This is a genomic window from Streptomyces cyaneofuscatus (assembly GCF_042718795.1).
Classification (GTDB): domain Bacteria; phylum Actinomycetota; class Actinomycetes; order Streptomycetales; family Streptomycetaceae; genus Streptomyces; species Streptomyces cyaneofuscatus_A.
The window spans coordinates 44,974-61,305 of sequence record NZ_JBHXOX010000003.1 but is presented as its reverse complement, the minus strand read 5'-3'; the positions used below and the strand labels follow the sequence as shown (position 1 = coordinate 61,305).

Genomic DNA, 16,332 nt, shown 5'->3' with positions numbered 1-16,332 from the left:
CGGGGGACTCAGCCCGGGAACCGCCCGCTGTCGCGGAGCTCCCAACGCCGCTCCGCGTACGCCAGGTCGTCCCGCCACAACCGGCCGGCCGAGGCGCGCATCAGCGGGCGCAGCAGCGGCGCGGCCGCCCGGGCCACCGCGAAACCGCGGCGGTCCGAGGCCGCGACCAGTGCCTCCGTCACGGCCGTACGGGGTTGCCCCCGCTCGTCCGGGGCCAGGGGAGTGGCGTGCGTCTCCACCACGGACCCCGCGCCCTCGCCCTCGACGATGTGCATGACGACCGTACGGGGTTCGGGCGCCGTGAACCGGGCCCGCACCGGGACCACCAGCCGCCCGGCGACCTTGAAGGACACGTCGACCATGAACCCCTCGTCGTCATCCGGGGAGCCGGCCGGGGCATCGGCCGGGGAGTCGGCGGGCGTTCCGGTGACCGTCAGATCCACGAACGAGTACGGGTGGAACCACGCCCCGTGCCACGGGTCGAGCCGGTTGGCGACCACGTCCTCCGGCTCGCAGCGGCCCACGCCCGCGTAGACCGCCTCCACCGCTTCCCGGACCCTCGGCCGGACCGGAACGTACGGCCGCTCCGAAGGCGTCTCGCCGCCCACCCGGTCCAGCCGCACCCAGAGCAGGACTCCGTCGTCGAAGGCCGGGAAGGGCTCCCACCCGGCGAACGGCCCGCCGTCCAGGGCCAGTCCGTGCCAGTGGCAGACCAGCGTGCCGCAGCGGACCGGGCTGTCGCGCAGCGGCGCCCCGAGGTGCGGGCACGCCCCCGGTCCGGTACGGAGCTTCCCCTCGGCGTCCCGCCACGCGACCACCTCGGTGGAGCCGACCGTGACGCCGAGGGTCCGGCCCGGAGGAAGGTCGCGAGAGGCGCCGATGACGTACCAGTTGCCGGACGGCCTGCTCTGCGCCCGCTTCAGGGCGTCCGCGATCAGCCCCGGCTTCGCCTCCCGCCAGGTGGGTGCCTGCCGGTCCCACGGGACGGGCGTGCGCCGCAGCCGCAACGGAATACGGCCGGGGCGCCCTGCCGCGGGGCTCACAGCGCCTCCTCGCGTACGGGGGCCACGCGCGGCCGGGGCGACGGGGAGGCGCAGGAGGGGCCCGCGACCGCTGCTTCCTTGCCACGGCGGCCCCCCGCGCGGGCGGCGACCGCCCGTACCAGCCCGTCCAACGCCACCACCGCCCGTCGGCGGCGCGGGACGACCGACCGGCGGTGCAGGACCGCGTACCCGTCGGCCTCGATCGCGTCGAGGATGCCGCTGTACAGCACGAACGCCGTACGGATGCAGGGCCGTGACACCGGGGCGAGCATCGCGATCCCCGGCAGGGCGTCCCGGTACACCGCCCGGTTGTGGGCGGCGGCGGCCCGCAGGACGTCGGTGATCCGCGCGTCCCGGGCCCCCGTCCGCCGGCTCCACTCGAAACGCTCCCGGTCCACCCCGTGCGCGGCCAGCAGCTCGGCCGGCAGATAGAGCCGGCCCCGGTCCAGGTCCTCGCCCACGTCCCGCAGGAAGTTGGTGAGCTGGAAGGCGACCCCGAGCGCGGCCGCGTGGGGAGCGGCCTCCTCGCGCGGCGCCACCGTCCCGAGCACCGGCAGCATCTGGAGGCCGATCACGGCGGCGGAGCCGTGCATGTACCGGCCGAGCTCCTCGTACGAGGCGTACCCGCCGACCGTCAGATCGCTGCGCATGGAGGCCAGGAAGTCGGTGAAGTGGACGCGGTCGATGCCGTACCGCCGCGCGGTGTCGGCGAGCGCGCGGATCACCGGTTCGGTGGCCCTGGCCCGGTCCCGCCGCAGCCCTGCCTCCAGCCCTGCCTCCAACTGGGTCTCCAGGGCGACCAGGGCGCGGCCGCGCTCCCCGGGGGTGGCCGAGGAGTCGAGGTCGTCCACGATGTCGTCGGCCCAGCGGGCGAAGCCGTACAGGGCGTGGACGGCCGGGCGCCGGTCGACGGGCAGCAGCCGCGTCGCCAGGAAGTACGTCTTGCCGTGGCGGGCGTTGAGCCCCCGGCAGTGGGTGTACGCCGTGCGGAGGGCGGGCTCGTGGATGCCGGCGGCGTCGAGTTCACGGACGGTCATGCAGCGGTGCCTCTCCAGTCGTTACGGGGGCCGGTGATCCTCTGAGCGGCCAGTTTTCCGGAGATCAGGACGGTCGGCACGCCGACGCCGGGCGTGGTGCCGCATCCCGCGAGGACGGCGTTGACCGTGCCCCGCACCAGGTTGCGCGGGCGGAACGGGCCGGTCTGCGGGAACGTGTGGGCCACGGAGAACGGGGTGCCCGCCGCATGCCCCTGAGCGGTCCAGTCGACCGGCGTGACCAGCCCCTCCTCCTCGATCGCCGCGCCGAGCCCGGGCATCTCGCGGCGCTCCAGCTCGGCCAGCAGCTCGTCCCGGTAGCGGGGCCCCAGCTCCCGCCACTCCCGTACGCCGGGCCCGACCTCGGTGTTCGGGCAGGGCGCCAGCACGTAGTGGAGGTGCTTGCCGGGCGGGGCGAGGGAGGGATCGGTGGCGGTGGGCCGGGTGATGAGGAGGGAGGGGTCCGACATCAGCTCCCCGGTGCGGGTGAGTTCGCGGAAGGTGCTCTTCCAGGCCGCGCCGAACGAGATGGTGTGGTGCGCCAGATCCGGCCAGGTGCGGTCCGTGCCCGCGTGCAGGATCACCGCGGACGGCGAATGGCGCAGGCGCAGCGGCCGGTGGGGGCTGCGGCCGAGCAGCCGGTAGGTGACGGGGAGGTCGGGGGTGAGGACCACCGCGTCGCAGGGGATGCGCTCCCGGTCGGTGACGACGGCGGTGACCCGTTCACCCGAACGCTCCAGCCGGGTCACGGTCTGCCCGTACCGGAAGGCGGCCCCCGCCTCGGCGGCCGAGTCCGCCATCGCCCGGGGCAACGCGTGCATCCCGCCCTTGGGGAAGTACACCCCGGCGATCGTGTCCATGTAGGCGATGACGGCGTACGCGGCGAGCGCCCGGGCCGGCGGGACACCCGCGTACAGCGCCTGGAACGAGAAGACCCTGCGCAGCCGTTCGTCCGAGACGAAGTGTCCGATCCGCGCGTCGAGCCGGCCGAAGCCGCCGAGGGCGGCGAGGCGGGCCAGGTCGGGGTGGGCGAGCTGGAGCGGTGAGTCGAAGTTGGCGTCGATGAAACGGCGCATCTGCACCCGGTAGAGGCGCTCCAGCCACCTCCGCAGCCGCCGGTAGCCGACCGCCTGCCGGGCCCCCGCGAACTGCTCGACCGCGGCCTCCATCGCGGCCCCGTCGGTGTGCACGTCGAGCTGGGAGCCGTCGGCGAACCTGGCCCGGTAGGCGGGGTCCAGCCGGATCAGCTCCAGCCGTTCGGCCAGCTTGTCCCCGACCGCGGCGAAGGCCTCCTCCACCAGGTCCGGCATGGTAAGGACCGTGGGGCCGGTGTCGATGCGGAATCCGCCCGACTCCAGCAGCCCGGCCCGGCCGCCGGGCCCGGAGTCCCGCTCGACCACCGTGACCCGGCGGCCCGCGCCGAGGAGGTGGAGCGTCGCGGCGAGCCCCGCCAGACCGGCACCGACCACCACCACATGGTCGACGGGCCCCTTCACCGTGATCACCGGACATGTCCCCCTTCGGCCGCGGACAGAACCCCTGCTGCTGCCGGGCTGTGGTGCCCGCCCGTGTCGTCGGGAGCCGGCGAGCCGGGCCCGGACGGGTCCCCGGAGACCGTGCGCAGCAAGCCGAGCAACTGCCGCCCGCCGTGCGCGTCCAGGTCGACGGCCTCGCCCAGCCGGCGTACGGCGTGGTCGCGGAGGCGCTCCGCCTTGCGCTCCACATGGGCGCGCGCGCCGGACGACTCGAAGACCGCGCGTACGTCGGCGAGGTCCCGCTCGGTGACGTCGGCGTTGCCTACGGCGTGGCCGAGGACGGCCAGCGCCCCTTCGTCGCCGGCGGCCTCGGCCCGCTCCCGGGCGACGGCGAGGAGGTAGGTCGGCTTGCCCTCGCGGATGTCGTCGCCGGACGGCTTCCCGGTCCGCGCCGGGTCTCCGAAGACCCCGAGCAGGTCGTCCCGGAGCTGGAAGGCGATCCCGGCGCACCGGCCGGCCGAACGTAGGGCGGCCGTGGTGTGTTCGTCGGCGTCGGCCAGGGCGGCCCCGATCGCCAGGGGCCGCTCGACGGAGTACAGGGCGCTCTTGAGACAGGCGGTCCGTATCGCCCGCGCCGCCGAGGAGCCCCCGGTGGCCTGGCCGTGCAGGTCCAGGTACTGACCCGCGACCATCTCGGTCCGCAGGGAGCGCCAGACGGCCCCGATCCGCCGTCGTACGGGGGCGGGCAGCGCCGTCTCCGCTACGGTGTCGTCGGCCCAGGCCAGCGCGAGGTCCCCGGCCAGCACGGCGGCGGAGGTGCCGAACGCGGAGCCCCGCTCCGAGTCCGGGGACAGCCCCGCCCGGCCGGCCAGGGCGATGTGCACGGCGGGTTTCCCCCGGCGCAGCCGCGAGCGGTCCATCACGTCGTCGTGGATGAGCGCGCAGGTCTGGATGAGCTCCAGCGCGACCCCCAGGCGCAGCGCGGCCGCCGTGGACCCGGCGTCCGCCGCACCGCAGGCCCGCATCCCCCACCACAGGAGCCGGGGCCGCATCCGCTTGCCCCCGTCGAGGGTGAAGTCGGCGACCCGCCCGGCCAGGTCCCCGGCGAACGAGGCGTCGATCTCGGACGCCTGGGCGACCCGTTCCGCGAGCACCGCCCGTGCGGTACGCAGGACGGCGGCGGCCACGTCCGCGTCGACGGCCCCGGCCGTCGTTGCCGAGGGGCCGGGGGACGGCGGGAGCGGGCAGGCGGCGAAGGAGTGTTCCACGGCCGGGATGCGGGCCATCTCACGTCCTTCCGGTCAGGTGGGCGGCGAACCGTTCGCCACTCCTTCCGCACACGTACCCCGTTCGGATGCGGTGAGGCAGGACTGATCGGGCGCGTCGGCCGCGCTGGGAAGGAGGTGGTGGACAGAGACGATCACGACAGCGGCACGCTCCCGGCGGAGAAACACCCGGGGAGACGCCCCGGGAGGCGACGGCCCGCCCGTTCGGCCTACGGGAAGTGGCTCGCGGAAGGCGGGGGAGCGGCTCGTGGTTCTTGTGCGGGTCCGGCTGGGCGGGGCGGGGCGAACGGCCGGACGGCCGGTCACCTGCGGGCGAGTTGCCTGCGGTGACCGGCCGTCCGGTGAGGGTTGTACGGGGAGGGTGTACGGCGGGTGCGGGTCAGCGGACGTCGACGTAGTCGCCCGGGCCCGTGGTGCCCAGACGAGCGGCCGTGGCCTTGAACTCGGCCTTCCAGGTGCCGTCCTTCTTGGCGGTGAAGCCCTTGCTGAAGACGCCCTTGCCGTTCGTGCGCACGGTGGCCAGCGTGCTCCACTTCTTGGAGCCCTTGGCCTGGAACAGGACGTTCACGGACTGGCCCGAGGTGTTCTTCCAGGTGCCGTCCAGGCTGCGCAGGGTGCCCTTGGCCGTGATGGTGCGGCCCTTGCGGACCGGCTCCGGGGAGGCGTTGAAGCCGGAGATGGTGGTCCGCAGCTTGACGTCCACGTAGTCGGCGCCGCTGACGGCCGCCGCGCGGTCGGCGGTGCCCGCGTAACGGGCGCGCCAGGTGCCGTCCGTCTTGGCGGTGACCGAGGTCGCGATGGCGCCCTTGGTGCTGGTGATGACCGTGGCGGCCTTGCTCCAGGACTTGGCGCCCTTCGCCTGGAACTCGATGACGACGGACGCCTTCGCCAGCGGGCTCCAGGCGTTGCTCGTGGCGCCGGCGGTCTGGAGGGTGGCGGCGATCTTCAGCTTGCTGCCCTTGCCGATCGGCTCGGGGGAGGCGTTGAAGGAGATGATCCGGGCGGGCACGGCGGACACGGTGAGCGTGGCGGCCGAGGTGGCGGTCTCGCCGGACGCGTTGACGAACACGGCGCGGTAGCGGTGCTTGCTGAGGGCGGCGCTCGCCTTGACCGTCAGCGTGGTGGAGGTGGCGCCGGAGACGGTGCTCCAGGTCTTGCCGGCGTCGGCGCTGCGCTCCCAGCGGACCGAGTCGTAACCGGTGGCGGCGGCGGTGAAGACGGCGTCGGCACCCGAGCGGGCGGTACGCGACAGGGGCTGCTGCGTCACGACGGCGGCCGGGACGGCGTCGCCGAACCAGAGCTGCTGGGCCACGTCCTGGGCGCGCGAGGGCATCCAGGTCGGGTCGTTGCGGTCGTGCGAGTTGAAGGTGGTGACGAAACAGGCGGTCGTCCGGCAGTCGACGGTGGTGGTGCCGGAGGTGAACGTCTCGGTGAGCTTCGCCGTCACGGTGAAGGTGCCGTCGACGCCGACCTCGCGGACCCAGGCGGCGTTGCCGTAGAGGCTGGGGTACGTGGTGCCGTCCAGGGCGACGGACTGCGCCAGGTAGACGCCGCGGCCGGGCTGGTAGCCCTTGCCTTCGACCGTGACCTGGGTCTCCGCGCCGAGCTTGGTGACCTGGCTGACGGTCAGGGTGGGGACACTGGTGGTGCCGGCGATGGCGACGGGGTCCAGCGCGGAGCCGGGCTCGTACATGGGCTGGCCCTGGTAGGCGAAGATCTCCGCGCCCTTGGCGGTGAGCTTCGACGTGATCCCGGTCCAGTCGAGCGCGGCCCCGTTCAGGGCGCCGGCCGACGCCCGCAGCTCGGCGAGTTCCACTCCGGCCGTGGTGACCGGGTCCTTGCCGGCTTCCAGGTCCGTGGTCAGGTCCACGAAGAGCGAGCCCACACCGTTCTTGAGGACGATCCGGGGGTTGGCGAGGGTGATGGCGGTGATTTTGTGGACGGGCACCGAGTAGGTGACCGAGCCGCCGAAGCGGACATCGGCGTTGCGCTTGGCCGGGTCCACCGAACCGTGCTTGACGGGGTAACCGATCACCCCGGCAGCGCTTTTGGTGGCGCCGCCGGCCACCGTCACCGAGCCGTCGAAGCGCGTCACGTAGTCGAACCAGGACTTCTTGAGGCCCCAGGAGGTTCCACCGGACACCAGGATCGGGGCGGCCGCCGACGTGGTCCCGGCCTGCTCGGCCTGGGCTGCGACGACGGCGCCCGGGGCGGCGGCAGCGGCGGGAACGGCGAGGACGCCGGTGCCCAGGGAGACGACGGTGAGTGCGGCGAGAGCGGCGAGGTGGCCGCGGCGGGGCATGGACATGCTCTGCATGTCTCCTTCGGGGGAGGGCACGGCACAGCGGTTGGGGGCAGCCGTGCCTGGACGAATGACAAAGAAGGGGGGGGATACCGGCTTCTCGCGTGGGGGCCCGAAGACGACAGTCGTCATATTAGGTGAGGCTTACCTAAATGTCACCGCCAGGTGCCCGATGTCCACTCCGCTTGACCTTGACACCGTGACAAGGTCTTCACTGCGAGCGGAGGAGGTGGTCGCGATGACGGTCACAGGACAGGACACAGCGGCGGCACGGGCGCTCAGGGCACTGGAGGACGACGTGACGTCCGTACGGCTGCGAGCCGCCCTGGCGGTCGGGACGGCGCCCGACCCGCGCTACGTCGACCGGCTCGTCGAGCGCTGCGCGATCGAGACCGAGTTCTTCGTACGGGACCTGCTGACCTGGGCGCTCACCCGCCACCCGGTCCACCTGACCCTCCCGGTGGTGCTCCGTGAACTCCGCTCGGAGCGTGCGCAGGCACGGAGCCAGGCCCTGCACACACTGTCCAAGATCGGGGACCGGCGGGCGTGGCCGGCGATCACCCGGTCGCTGCTGACCGACGCCGACGACGAGGTGGCCCGGAGCGCCTGGCGGGCCGCGGCCGTGCTCGTACCGGAGGGCGAGGAGGCCGCGCTGGCCGGCGTGCTGACGACGCAGCTCGGTCGCGGTGAACGGGAGACACAGCTGAGCCTGAGCCGGGCACTGGTCGCGCTGGGGAAGACGATGGAGCCCGTGGTCCTCGCCGCGACGACGGCCCCCGACCCGCGCGTCCGCGTCCACGCGCTCGCCACGCAACGGCTGCTGCGCGACCCGGACACCGGGTTCACCTTCGCGATCGATGAGGCGAAGCGCGTCGTCGCCCTCGGCGGCACCGGCCAGGAGGACGGACGGTAGGGCGTGCTGATCGGTGAGGTGGCGCGACGGTCCGGGGTCAGTGCCCGCATGCTCCGGCACTACGAGTCGCTCGGCCTGGTGCGCCCTTCGGGCCGTACCGGCTCCGGCTACCGGGAGTTCTCCGAGGAGGACATCCGGCGGATCTTCCACATCGAGAGCCTGCGGGCGCTGGGTCTTTCGCTGCGTGAGGTCAAGCGCGCGCTCGACGACGCGGACTTCACGCCGTCCGCGCTCGTCGACGACCTGATCCGCCGGACGCGCGAACGCATCGCGGCGGAGACCGAGCTGCTCACGCGGCTGCGCCGGATCCACGCCGCCGAGCCCGCCGGCTGGGAGGACGCCCTCCAGGTCGTCACGCTGCTCCAGGCACTGGGATCGAAGAGCGCCGACGCACGCCAGCGTGCGGCACTCGCCTCGGCCTCTTCGGCTTCCTCAGCTTCGTCGGCTTCCTCGGCTTCCTCGGCCGACGAGGTGCCGGTGCCGGTGGAGGCCCTCGTCGAGGCGGCGCTCGGCGAGAGCGATCCGAACGTCGCCGGGGCCCTTCGCTGGGCGCTGGCACGATCGGGCGGCGGCGCCTCGGCCCTGCTGGCGGAGGGGATCGGCTCACCGGTGGCCGCGGTGCGCGAACGCGCCGTCCGTTCCCTCGCCGTGCTGCCCGGCGGTGAGGCCGCCTGCCATCTGCGGGACGCCCTCGCGCACGCCGACCCGGTGGTCCGGGGTCACGCGGCTCTGGCGCTGGGGGCGCGGGGGGAGACCGATGCCGTCCCGACGCTCGTCGACCTGGTCGCGGACGGAAGGAACGACACCGACGCGGCGGACGCGCTGAGCGTGCTGGCAGGTGACACCGTGACGGCGGACCGGATCGCGCACCGGCTCGTCGAGCGCCTCGCCCGCGGTACCACCCCGGCGCCCGCCCGCGGACGGCTGACCCAGGCGCTGGCGGGCATCCCGGGCCCGCAGGCGTACCGCGCCCTCGGGGAGCTGTCGCACGACGCGGACCGTGCCGTCGCCCTGACCGCCACGTACCTCCTTCACCTGCGCGACGCCCGCTGACGGATCGCCTCGGGACGCCGCGTACGCGACCGTCTACGGCCGGGGCTTGTCCGTGAACACCCAGCGGTTGCCGGCCAGCGCGTCGTTCTCCTCCGGCAGCGGTCCGCGTCCGTGCCGGTGGGTGAAGTCGAAGGGGGTGTGGACGGCGGTGGACCAGCCTGCGTCCGCCAGACGGCCTGCGGAGTCGGGGCGGGGAGCAAGGTCGAAGAGGGTGAGCAGGTCGATGCCGATCTGCTCCCTCGTGGACGTGTAGAGCGGGCTGTCGCGGTACGCCAGGAGGTCCTTCTCCAACTTGACCTCGAAAGCCAGCGCGCTTCCTCCGGCGCTGAGTCGGTCGACGGTGTCGATGAGATACGTCTCGGCGGCCGGAGGCAGGTAGAACAGCAGCCCCTCGACCAGCCAGACGCTCGGCGCGGCCGGGTCGAAGCCCGCGCCGGGCAGGGCGCCCGCCCAGTCGGCGCGCAGATCCATCGGGAGCGGTACGCGCGTCGCCTTCGGGGTGGCCGACAGACCGTCGAGCACCTGGTGCTTGAACGCCAGCACCTCCCCCCGGTCGATCTCGAAGATCACACAGCCGGGAGGCCAGTCGAGCCGGAACGCACGCGCGTCCAGCCCCGCCCCGAGCAGCACCACCTGGCGCACGTTCCCCGCGTGCACGGACCGGAGCAGGAAGTCGTCAAGGACCCGCGTCCGCAGCCCGAAGTAGCGCGCGAACCGCCCCCACAACGGGTCCCGGTCCCCGTCTTGGACCTCCCTCGGGCGGACCGGCCAGCCCTTGGACGCCGGGGCGGCGAGCACGAAGTGCTCCGCGTAGACGTCCTGGGCCAGGCTGTCGGGGCGGTGGGTCTCGATCGCCCGCGCCGCGGCGACCAGCAGAGCCGTCATACCGACCCCTCCGGCCACGCCGCCTTCCGCGCCGGTGTTCCGGCGCGCTGTGTCGACCATGTGTACACTCCCTCGGTACGTGGAATTCGCGGGCCTCACGGAATCAGCACCGGTTTGACCACCCGGCCCGCCTCGCAGTCGCGTTCGGCCTCGTTGATGTCGGCGAGCGGATACGTACGGATCAGCCGGTCGAAGGGGAACCGCCCGGCCTGCCACAGCCCGGTCAGCCGGGGGATGAGCAGCCCCGGCACCGCGTCGCCCTCGCAGATGTGCGAGAGCTTCCGGCCCCGGTCCAGGGTCCCCGCCTCCAGCGACAGCGCGGTGTGCAGCCGGGCCACCAGGCCGAGATGGCCCCTCGGGCGCAGGGCCCGTAACGCGTCGTTGATCAACGGCGCGGAACCCGTGGTGTCCAGCGCGTACTGCGCGCCGCCGTCCGTCAGCCGCTGGATGCGGCCCGGCAGATCGGCGGAGTCCGCGTGCACCGGGACCGCGTCCAGCTTCTCGGCGAGGGCCAGCCGCTCCGGATGCCGGTCGACCGCCACGGCCACCGCCCCGGCGGCGGTCGCCGCCATCACCGCGGCCAGCCCCACCGCCCCCGCGCCGAAGACCGCGACGGTGTCGCCGGGGCCCGCGCCGAAGGAGTTGAGGACCGCTCCGGCCCCGGTGAGGAAGCCGCAGCCGAGTGGCCCCAGCAGGGCGAGGGGGAGCGAGGGATCGACCCGTACGGCGTTGCGGGCCGGGACCACCGCGAACGCGGCGAAGGAGGACTGGCCGAACCACCGGGGGGCCAGAGCGCCCCCGGCCGCGTCGGTGAACCGGGCCGCGTGCTCCGGGCGCCCGCCGAAGAGGTTGAGCGGGGCGAACCGGTCGCAGTAGGCGGGGGCCGCGCCCAGGCAGCTCCGGCAGTGCCCGCAGGAGTCGAAGCTCAGCACGACATGGTCGCCGACGGCGAGCCCGGTGTCCGGGCCGCCGGTCTCCACCACCACCCCGGACCCCTCATGGCCGAGCACCGCCGGCAGCGGTGAGCGGCCCGCCGAACGCCGGACGGCCAGATCGGTCCGGCACATCCCGCACCCCGCGATCCGGACCAGGATCTCGTCCTCGGCCGGCCCCGAGCTCAGGACCACCTCCTCCACGGTGAACGGGTCCTCGTACGAGCGCAGTACCGCCGCACCGAACCTCATCGGCCCTCCTCCCGTGGCCGGTGCACGACGAACGGCCTGAGGTTCCCGTAGAGCCCCCACGTCCCGCCCGCGACGCCGACCCCGCTGTCCTTGATGCCGGCGAAGGGCTGGGCGAGGGACAGTTCGGCGTGGTGGTTGATCCACGCCGTCCCGCACTCCAGCCGGTCGGCCACCTCCTCCGCCCGGTCCAGGTCGGTCCCCCACACCGACCCGCCGAGCCCGAAGCGGGTGGCGTTGGCCGCCTCGACGGCTTCGTCGAGGCTCCGGTACGGCAGCACCGGCAGGACCGGGCCGAACTGCTCCTCCGTCACCACCTGGCTGTCGGGCGGCACATCGGCCAGGACGGTCGGGGCGTAGAAATAGCCCGGCCGGTCCAGCCGGTGGCCACCGGCCACGGCACGGGCCCCGTCAGCCAAAGCCCGGTCCGTGCACCGCTCCACCCGGGCGAGCTGGGCGGCGTTGTTGAGCGGCCCCAGCTCCGTACCCGGGTCGACACCGGCCCCGACGACGACGGCCTTCGCCCGTTCCGCGAGGGCCTCGACCACCTGGGAGTGCAGGCGCGCCGGGGCGTACACGCGCTTGACCGCCATGCACACCTGCCCGCAGTTGCGGAACGCCGCCCAGAACAGCCGGTCCGCGATCCGCTCCACGTCCACGTCGTCCAGCAGGACGGCCGCGTCGTTGCCGCCCAGCTCCAGGGTGACCCGGGCGAGGCCGGGAGCGGCGGCCGCCGCGACGGCCCGCCCGGTGGGCACCGAACCGGTGAACGTCACATGGCGGATCCCCGGGTGCGACGCCAGGAGGGCGCCGAGGGGCTCACGGCCGGTGACGACGCTCAGCACGCCCTCGGGAAGGGCGGCGGAGAGGACCGATCCCAGCAGCCGGGTGGCGAGCGGGGTGAAGGGGCAGGGCTTGAGCACCACCGTGTTGCCCGCCGCGAGCGCGGGCGCGAACTTCGCCGAAGCGAGCTGGAGCGGGAAGTTCCACGGGACGACGGCGGCGACCGGCCCGAGCGACCGCCAGCGGATCTCGCTGTGCACCGGCCTGCCGTCGGCGATCGTCCGCACCTCGGGGGCCATACCGGCGAAGTGCCGCAGCCGGGCCGCCGCACGGGCGACCTCCGCGTACGACTCGGCCAGCGGCTTGCCCTGTTCGCGGGTGAGCAGGGGCGCGAGCTCCGCCCCGGCCGCCTCCACGGCGTCGGCCGAGGCGAGCAGGGCGGCGGCCCTGGCGGCGGGGTCGGACCGCCAGCCCCGCCACGCCTCGTCGGCGCGGGCGACGACGTCGTCCAGCTCGTCCGGCCGCTGGTCGGGCGCCTCGCCGAAGGCCTCGCCCGTCGCCGGATCAAGGACGGCGAAGCGCTCGCCGGGGGCCCCGGCGCCGGGTTCACGGTGGCGCACGCCGGCGGTCAGAGCGCGGCCACGGTCGTCGCGTGCGCCTGGGCGTGCCGGTCCATCTCCGCCCGGAAGGCGGCCACCAGCCGCGGCTGGATCCGGCCGGTGTTGCGGTCGCCCCCCTCGCAGACCGCGCCGCGCACGCCCACGATGTCCGTCCCGATGCGGGTCAGCGTCGCGAGGTCCTCCGCCTTCACACTGCCCGCCAGGGCGGCGAGCAGACCGGCCTCGTGGGCGAGCCGGACGAACTCCTCGCACGCGGCCGGGGAGACGTGGTCGAAGAGCCGGGTCCCGTCCTTGACCGCGGTGTCGAGCATCGCCGCGTCGGAACCGGAGCGGCGCGCGATGTCCGGCAGCGCGAGCGGGTTGACGCACCCGATCCGGTGGGCGTCGGCGTACCCCGAGGCGACGACGAACGCGTCCGGCCGGTGGTCCTTCACGGCCCGGACCACCCCGCTCATGACCTCGATCGCCTGGTCGGGCGTCGTGCACCCGTAGAGGCCGACCTTGATGTACGTGGCGCCGGAGACGGCCGCGCCGAGCGCCGCCTGGGCCACCGTGCCGGGCTTGTACGGCACGTCCCCCACGGTCGCGGAGACCGGCTTGTCCGCCGGGACCGCGCCGCGGATCTCCCTGATCACCCACGGGTAGTTCGCGCCGAGTGAGCCCTCGTCGGGCTTCTTGACGTCGACGATGTCGAGGTGCTCCGCCGCCTTCGCGCACTCAAGAGCTTCTTCGACACCGTCGGGGGAGATGAGAAGCAGCAACGTGGATTCCTTCCACCGCAGGGCCACCCGCCACTGGGGCGGGTGCGCGGATGCGCCGGGATCTTGTGCGGTCGGCTCATCCTGGCCGTGGCCCGTGATCCCCGGCAGGGCGCGCGGGATGGCGAACGGGTCACTGCCGTGACGTGTTCACGCCCCCTTGGTGCGCCCTCGGCTGTCTAACCCCGCGATTCATGGGCACATGGCTCTCACCACACTTCGGAAGGAAAAAACCATCATGCTCGGTATAGCCGCGGCCGTTCTGTTCTTCATCGCCTTCCTGATCAATGCGGCGGACATCTCGACGAACGATGTGTTCGCGTCGACGAACGTCATGCTCATCGGTCTGGCGCTGCTCGCCCTGCATGTGGCAGGGGTCGGTTCCGGCCTGCGCACCGGGTCGTCGCGCAGGCGCTGACGCGGGAGGAAAGCTGGTCAGGGCGGGGCCCCGTACAGGCGTGTACGGGGCCCCGCCCTGTCATGTGCCGTGTCCTTTCCCGCCGCCCTGCCGCCGACAGGATTTCGCAGGTGTGAAGGGGTGCGGCAGGGGAACTCGCCCCCTCGGCCGGGTCCGGGACCCGGTCACGCTCCGCGAGCTCACGATTGGCGCCCCGGACCGAAGAAGCGGAGCCTTGACGGGTGGCACGACCCACGATCCACGCGCCCGACGCGTGCAGGAGGTATCCGTGACCGCTGTTGTGAACACGTCGGCCGCCTTCCGGCGGCAGGGCGTCCGCACCCTGCCCGGTGTCTACGCGCCTCAGCACGACACCCACCTGCTGCTGCGGGCCCTGGCCCGCGAGACCTTCCGCCCCGGCTCCGAGGTGATCGATCTCGGCACCGGCAGCGGCCTCCTCGCGGTGGCCGCCGCCCGCCGGGGCGCCCACGTGACCGCCATCGACGTCGGCCGCCGTGCCGTGCTCACCGCCCGCCTGAACGCCCGGCTCGCGGGGCAGCGGGTGACCGTCCACCGCGGCGACCTCGCCGACCCGGTGCCGGGCCGGATGTACGACCTGGTGCTCAGCAACCCGCCGTACGTCCCCTCGCCGCTGGGCCCGCCGCCCCGGCGCGGGAACGCCCGCGCCTGGGACGCGGGGCACGACGGGCGCGCGGTGGTGGACCGCATCTGCGACGCGGCCCCCTACCTCCTGCGCAGGGGAGGCGTCCTGCTCATGGTCCACTCCGACCTGACCGGTACGGAGGCGACCCTGCGGCACCTGTCACGCGGCGGGCTGACGGCCGAGGTGAGCGACACGGCGAGCGTGCCGTTCGGGCCCGTCCTGCTCTCCCGGCTCCCGTGGCTGCGGGGCCGGGGCCTGCTGGACGCCCACACCGACGAGGAGAAGCTGGTGGTCATCCGTGCCGAGCAGCCCTGAACGGTCCGGCCGTCCCGCCCGCATCACCCTCGGTTCCGACGGGCCGCTCCTGGTGGAGGGGCCCGTCGAGGTGGTCGGCGACGACGGCACCCTGTACACCTCCCGCCGCTTCACCGCCGCGATCTGCACCTGCCGCAAGACCCGTACGTACCCCTGGTGCGACACCAGCCACCGCCGCCGGGTGAAGCCGGAACCGCACCCGGACGACGCGACCGACCGTAGCGATGGAGCCGCCTGATGCCCGCCCACCGTGAGCCGAGGCGCCGGAGCCCCCCGCTGCCCGCCCCGCGCGGACCGCTGTCGGGCGAAGTCATCGCCGCTCTGCGTACGGGCGAGAGCCCCCGGGCCCACGCGGCCGGAGACGCGGACCCCTTCGGCGACGACCTCCAGCTCGCCCTCTACGTCCTGTACGAACTCCACTACCAGGGCTTCGAGGACGTGGACGAGGAACACGAGTGGGACCCCGCCCTCCTCGGACTGCGCCGCTCCCTGGAGCAGCCCTTCCTCGCCGCGCTCCGCGCCGGTGCCCGCACGGACGGGACCGCGGACACCGCGCTGGCCGGTCTGCTGGTCGAGCCCGTCGGCGACGACGGCCACAGCGTCAGCCACTTCCTTCAGCACGACGGCGAGCTGTGGCACCTGCGCGAGTACGCCGCCCTGCGCTCGCTCTACCACCTCAAGGAGGCCGACCCGCACGCCTGGGTGATCCCCCGGCTGTACGGACGGGCCAAGGCAGCCATGGTGGCGGTCGAGTTCGACGAGTTCGGCGCGGGACGGGAGGCGGACATCCACGCCCGCCTGTACGCCGACCTGATGAGCGACCTGTCGCTGGAGACGGCGTACGGTCACTACCTCGACGCCGCCCCCGCCGACGTGCTCGCCACCGTCAACCTGATGTCCCTGTTCGGGCTGCACCGCTCCCTCAGGGGCGCTCTCGTCGGCCACTTCGCCGCCGTCGAGGTCACCTCCTCTCCCGGCTCGCGCCGGCTCGCCGCAGCGCTGAAACGCGTCGGCGCGGGACCGGCGGCCCAGCGGTTCTACGACGAACACGTGGAGGCCGACGCGGTGCACGAACAGGTCGTACGCCGCGATGTCATCGGGGGGCTGCTCGCCGACGAGCCGCACCTGGAACCCGACATCGCCTTCGGTATCGAGGCCACCGGACTCCTGGAGGACCGCCTCGCTACGCGGCTGCTCGCCGCCTGGCGGAGCAACTCCACAGCCCTGCGCGGCCCGCTGGACTGACCGGCGGCGGCACCAGGGGCCCCACCGCCCGGTGGGGCCCTGTTACGTGCGCGGTCACCGTACGTGACCCCAGGAGATGCGATCCGGCCGGACTCCGGTGACGCTGGGGCTCCGACCGCGCACGCAACACCCTGTTGCCGACGGAGGAACCACGACGGAGGACACCCCATGAACCTGCCCGACACCCCCCTGGAACGAGCCCGCCGCACCCGCGAACGCGCCGAGGAACTGGGCCGCGCCGCCGACCGGGCGACCGACCCCGAGCACCGGCAGCGCCTGCGGGAGAAGGCCCGCCGCCTGCTCGGCGAGGAGGCGGCGGGCCAGGAGAGGAGCTGACCCGCACCTCGCCGCGGTGAGGTGCGGGTCGGAGGGGGAGCG

General features: G+C 73.9%; 16 protein-coding genes. 7 read left to right on the top strand and 9 right to left on the bottom strand.

All coding sequences use genetic code 11. From position 1 onward, the window contains the following. Window positions 1–8: 8 nt before the first annotated feature. The 5 genes from ACFWRT_RS03490 to ACFWRT_RS03470 all read right to left on the bottom strand — a co-directional run bounded on the left by ACFWRT_RS03490 (window position 9) and on the right by ACFWRT_RS03470 (window position 7,146). A complete protein-coding gene (locus ACFWRT_RS03490; protein ID WP_380952792.1) occupies window positions 9–1,043 on the bottom strand; it encodes a DUF5914 domain-containing protein in 1,035 nt (344 codons plus the stop codon). Further along, the gene (locus tag ACFWRT_RS03485; RefSeq protein ID WP_380952791.1) at window positions 1,040–2,080 is read right to left on the bottom strand and encodes a phytoene/squalene synthase family protein; all 1,041 of its coding nucleotides are present in this window, start codon (window positions 2,078–2,080) and stop codon (window positions 1,040–1,042) included. The genes ACFWRT_RS03490 and ACFWRT_RS03485 overlap by 4 nt, the downstream gene beginning before the upstream one ends. Continuing rightward, a complete protein-coding gene (locus ACFWRT_RS03480) occupies window positions 2,077–3,582 on the bottom strand; it encodes a phytoene desaturase (RefSeq protein WP_380952790.1) in 1,506 nt (501 codons plus the stop codon). The genes ACFWRT_RS03485 and ACFWRT_RS03480 overlap by 4 nt, the downstream gene beginning before the upstream one ends. Next, window positions 3,579–4,838, bottom strand: a complete 1,260-nt coding sequence (locus ACFWRT_RS03475) for a polyprenyl synthetase family protein (RefSeq protein WP_380952789.1) — start codon at window positions 4,836–4,838, stop codon at window positions 3,579–3,581. Before ACFWRT_RS03475 ends, ACFWRT_RS03480 begins: the two co-directional genes overlap by 4 nt. Window positions 4,839–5,217: 379 nt before the next feature. Then, a complete protein-coding gene (locus ACFWRT_RS03470; RefSeq protein ID WP_380952788.1) occupies window positions 5,218–7,146 on the bottom strand; it encodes an HtaA domain-containing protein in 1,929 nt (642 codons plus the stop codon). Between the two features lie 232 nt (window positions 7,147–7,378). On the opposite strand from ACFWRT_RS03470, the gene ACFWRT_RS03465 reads away from it, so the two are divergent. Together ACFWRT_RS03465 and ACFWRT_RS03460 are read left to right on the top strand one after the other, a co-directional pair. Next, window positions 7,379–8,053 (top strand): HEAT repeat domain-containing protein, encoded by a 675-nt coding sequence (locus ACFWRT_RS03465; protein ID WP_380952787.1) that lies wholly within the window; start codon window positions 7,379–7,381, stop codon window positions 8,051–8,053. 3 nt (window positions 8,054–8,056) lie between these two features. Then, window positions 8,057–9,106 (top strand): MerR family transcriptional regulator, encoded by a 1,050-nt coding sequence (locus tag ACFWRT_RS03460; RefSeq protein ID WP_380952786.1) that lies wholly within the window; start codon window positions 8,057–8,059, stop codon window positions 9,104–9,106. 33 nt (window positions 9,107–9,139) lie between these two features. On the opposite strand, the gene ACFWRT_RS03455 is transcribed toward ACFWRT_RS03460, so the two are convergent. The 4 genes from ACFWRT_RS03455 to ACFWRT_RS03440 are packed head-to-tail and all read right to left on the bottom strand — an operon-like array spanning window position 9,140 to window position 13,336. Next, a complete protein-coding gene (locus tag ACFWRT_RS03455) occupies window positions 9,140–10,051 on the bottom strand; it encodes a class I SAM-dependent methyltransferase (protein WP_380952784.1) in 912 nt (303 codons plus the stop codon). Window positions 10,052–10,086: 35 nt separating this feature from the next. Beyond that, window positions 10,087–11,175, bottom strand: coding sequence for an NAD(P)-dependent alcohol dehydrogenase (locus ACFWRT_RS03450; RefSeq protein ID WP_380952783.1), 1,089 nt, complete (start codon window positions 11,173–11,175; stop codon window positions 10,087–10,089). Further along, complete coding sequence (locus ACFWRT_RS03445) at window positions 11,172–12,575, bottom strand: aldehyde dehydrogenase family protein (protein WP_380952782.1); 1,404 nt, start codon at window positions 12,573–12,575, stop codon at window positions 11,172–11,174. Before ACFWRT_RS03445 ends, ACFWRT_RS03450 begins: the two co-directional genes overlap by 4 nt. 8 nt (window positions 12,576–12,583) lie before the next feature. Further along, the gene (locus ACFWRT_RS03440) at window positions 12,584–13,336 is read right to left on the bottom strand and encodes a (5-formylfuran-3-yl)methyl phosphate synthase (protein WP_380952781.1); all 753 of its coding nucleotides are present in this window, start codon (window positions 13,334–13,336) and stop codon (window positions 12,584–12,586) included. A gap of 235 nt (window positions 13,337–13,571) precedes the next feature. On the opposite strand from ACFWRT_RS03440, the gene ACFWRT_RS03435 reads away from it, so the two are divergent. From ACFWRT_RS03435 to ACFWRT_RS03415, 5 genes are all read left to right on the top strand, one after another. After that, window positions 13,572–13,751 (top strand): hypothetical protein, encoded by a 180-nt coding sequence (locus ACFWRT_RS03435; protein ID WP_119827943.1) that lies wholly within the window; start codon window positions 13,572–13,574, stop codon window positions 13,749–13,751. Window positions 13,752–14,019: 268 nt separating this feature from the next. After that, window positions 14,020–14,709 carry a HemK2/MTQ2 family protein methyltransferase gene (locus ACFWRT_RS03430; protein ID WP_380952780.1) on the top strand — a complete coding sequence of 230 codons (690 nt, stop codon included), beginning with the start codon at window positions 14,020–14,022 and terminating at the stop codon, window positions 14,707–14,709. Further along, window positions 14,693–14,947, top strand: coding sequence for a CDGSH iron-sulfur domain-containing protein (locus tag ACFWRT_RS03425; protein WP_380952779.1), 255 nt, complete (start codon window positions 14,693–14,695; stop codon window positions 14,945–14,947). The genes ACFWRT_RS03430 and ACFWRT_RS03425 overlap by 17 nt, the downstream gene beginning before the upstream one ends. Then, complete coding sequence (locus ACFWRT_RS03420) at window positions 14,947–15,954, top strand: iron-containing redox enzyme family protein (protein WP_380952778.1); 1,008 nt, start codon at window positions 14,947–14,949, stop codon at window positions 15,952–15,954. The genes ACFWRT_RS03425 and ACFWRT_RS03420 overlap by 1 nt, the downstream gene beginning before the upstream one ends. Before the next feature lie 168 nt (window positions 15,955–16,122). Beyond that, complete coding sequence (locus ACFWRT_RS03415; RefSeq protein WP_202546251.1) at window positions 16,123–16,290, top strand: DUF6381 family protein; 168 nt, start codon at window positions 16,123–16,125, stop codon at window positions 16,288–16,290. Window positions 16,291–16,332: the final 42 nt, after the last annotated feature.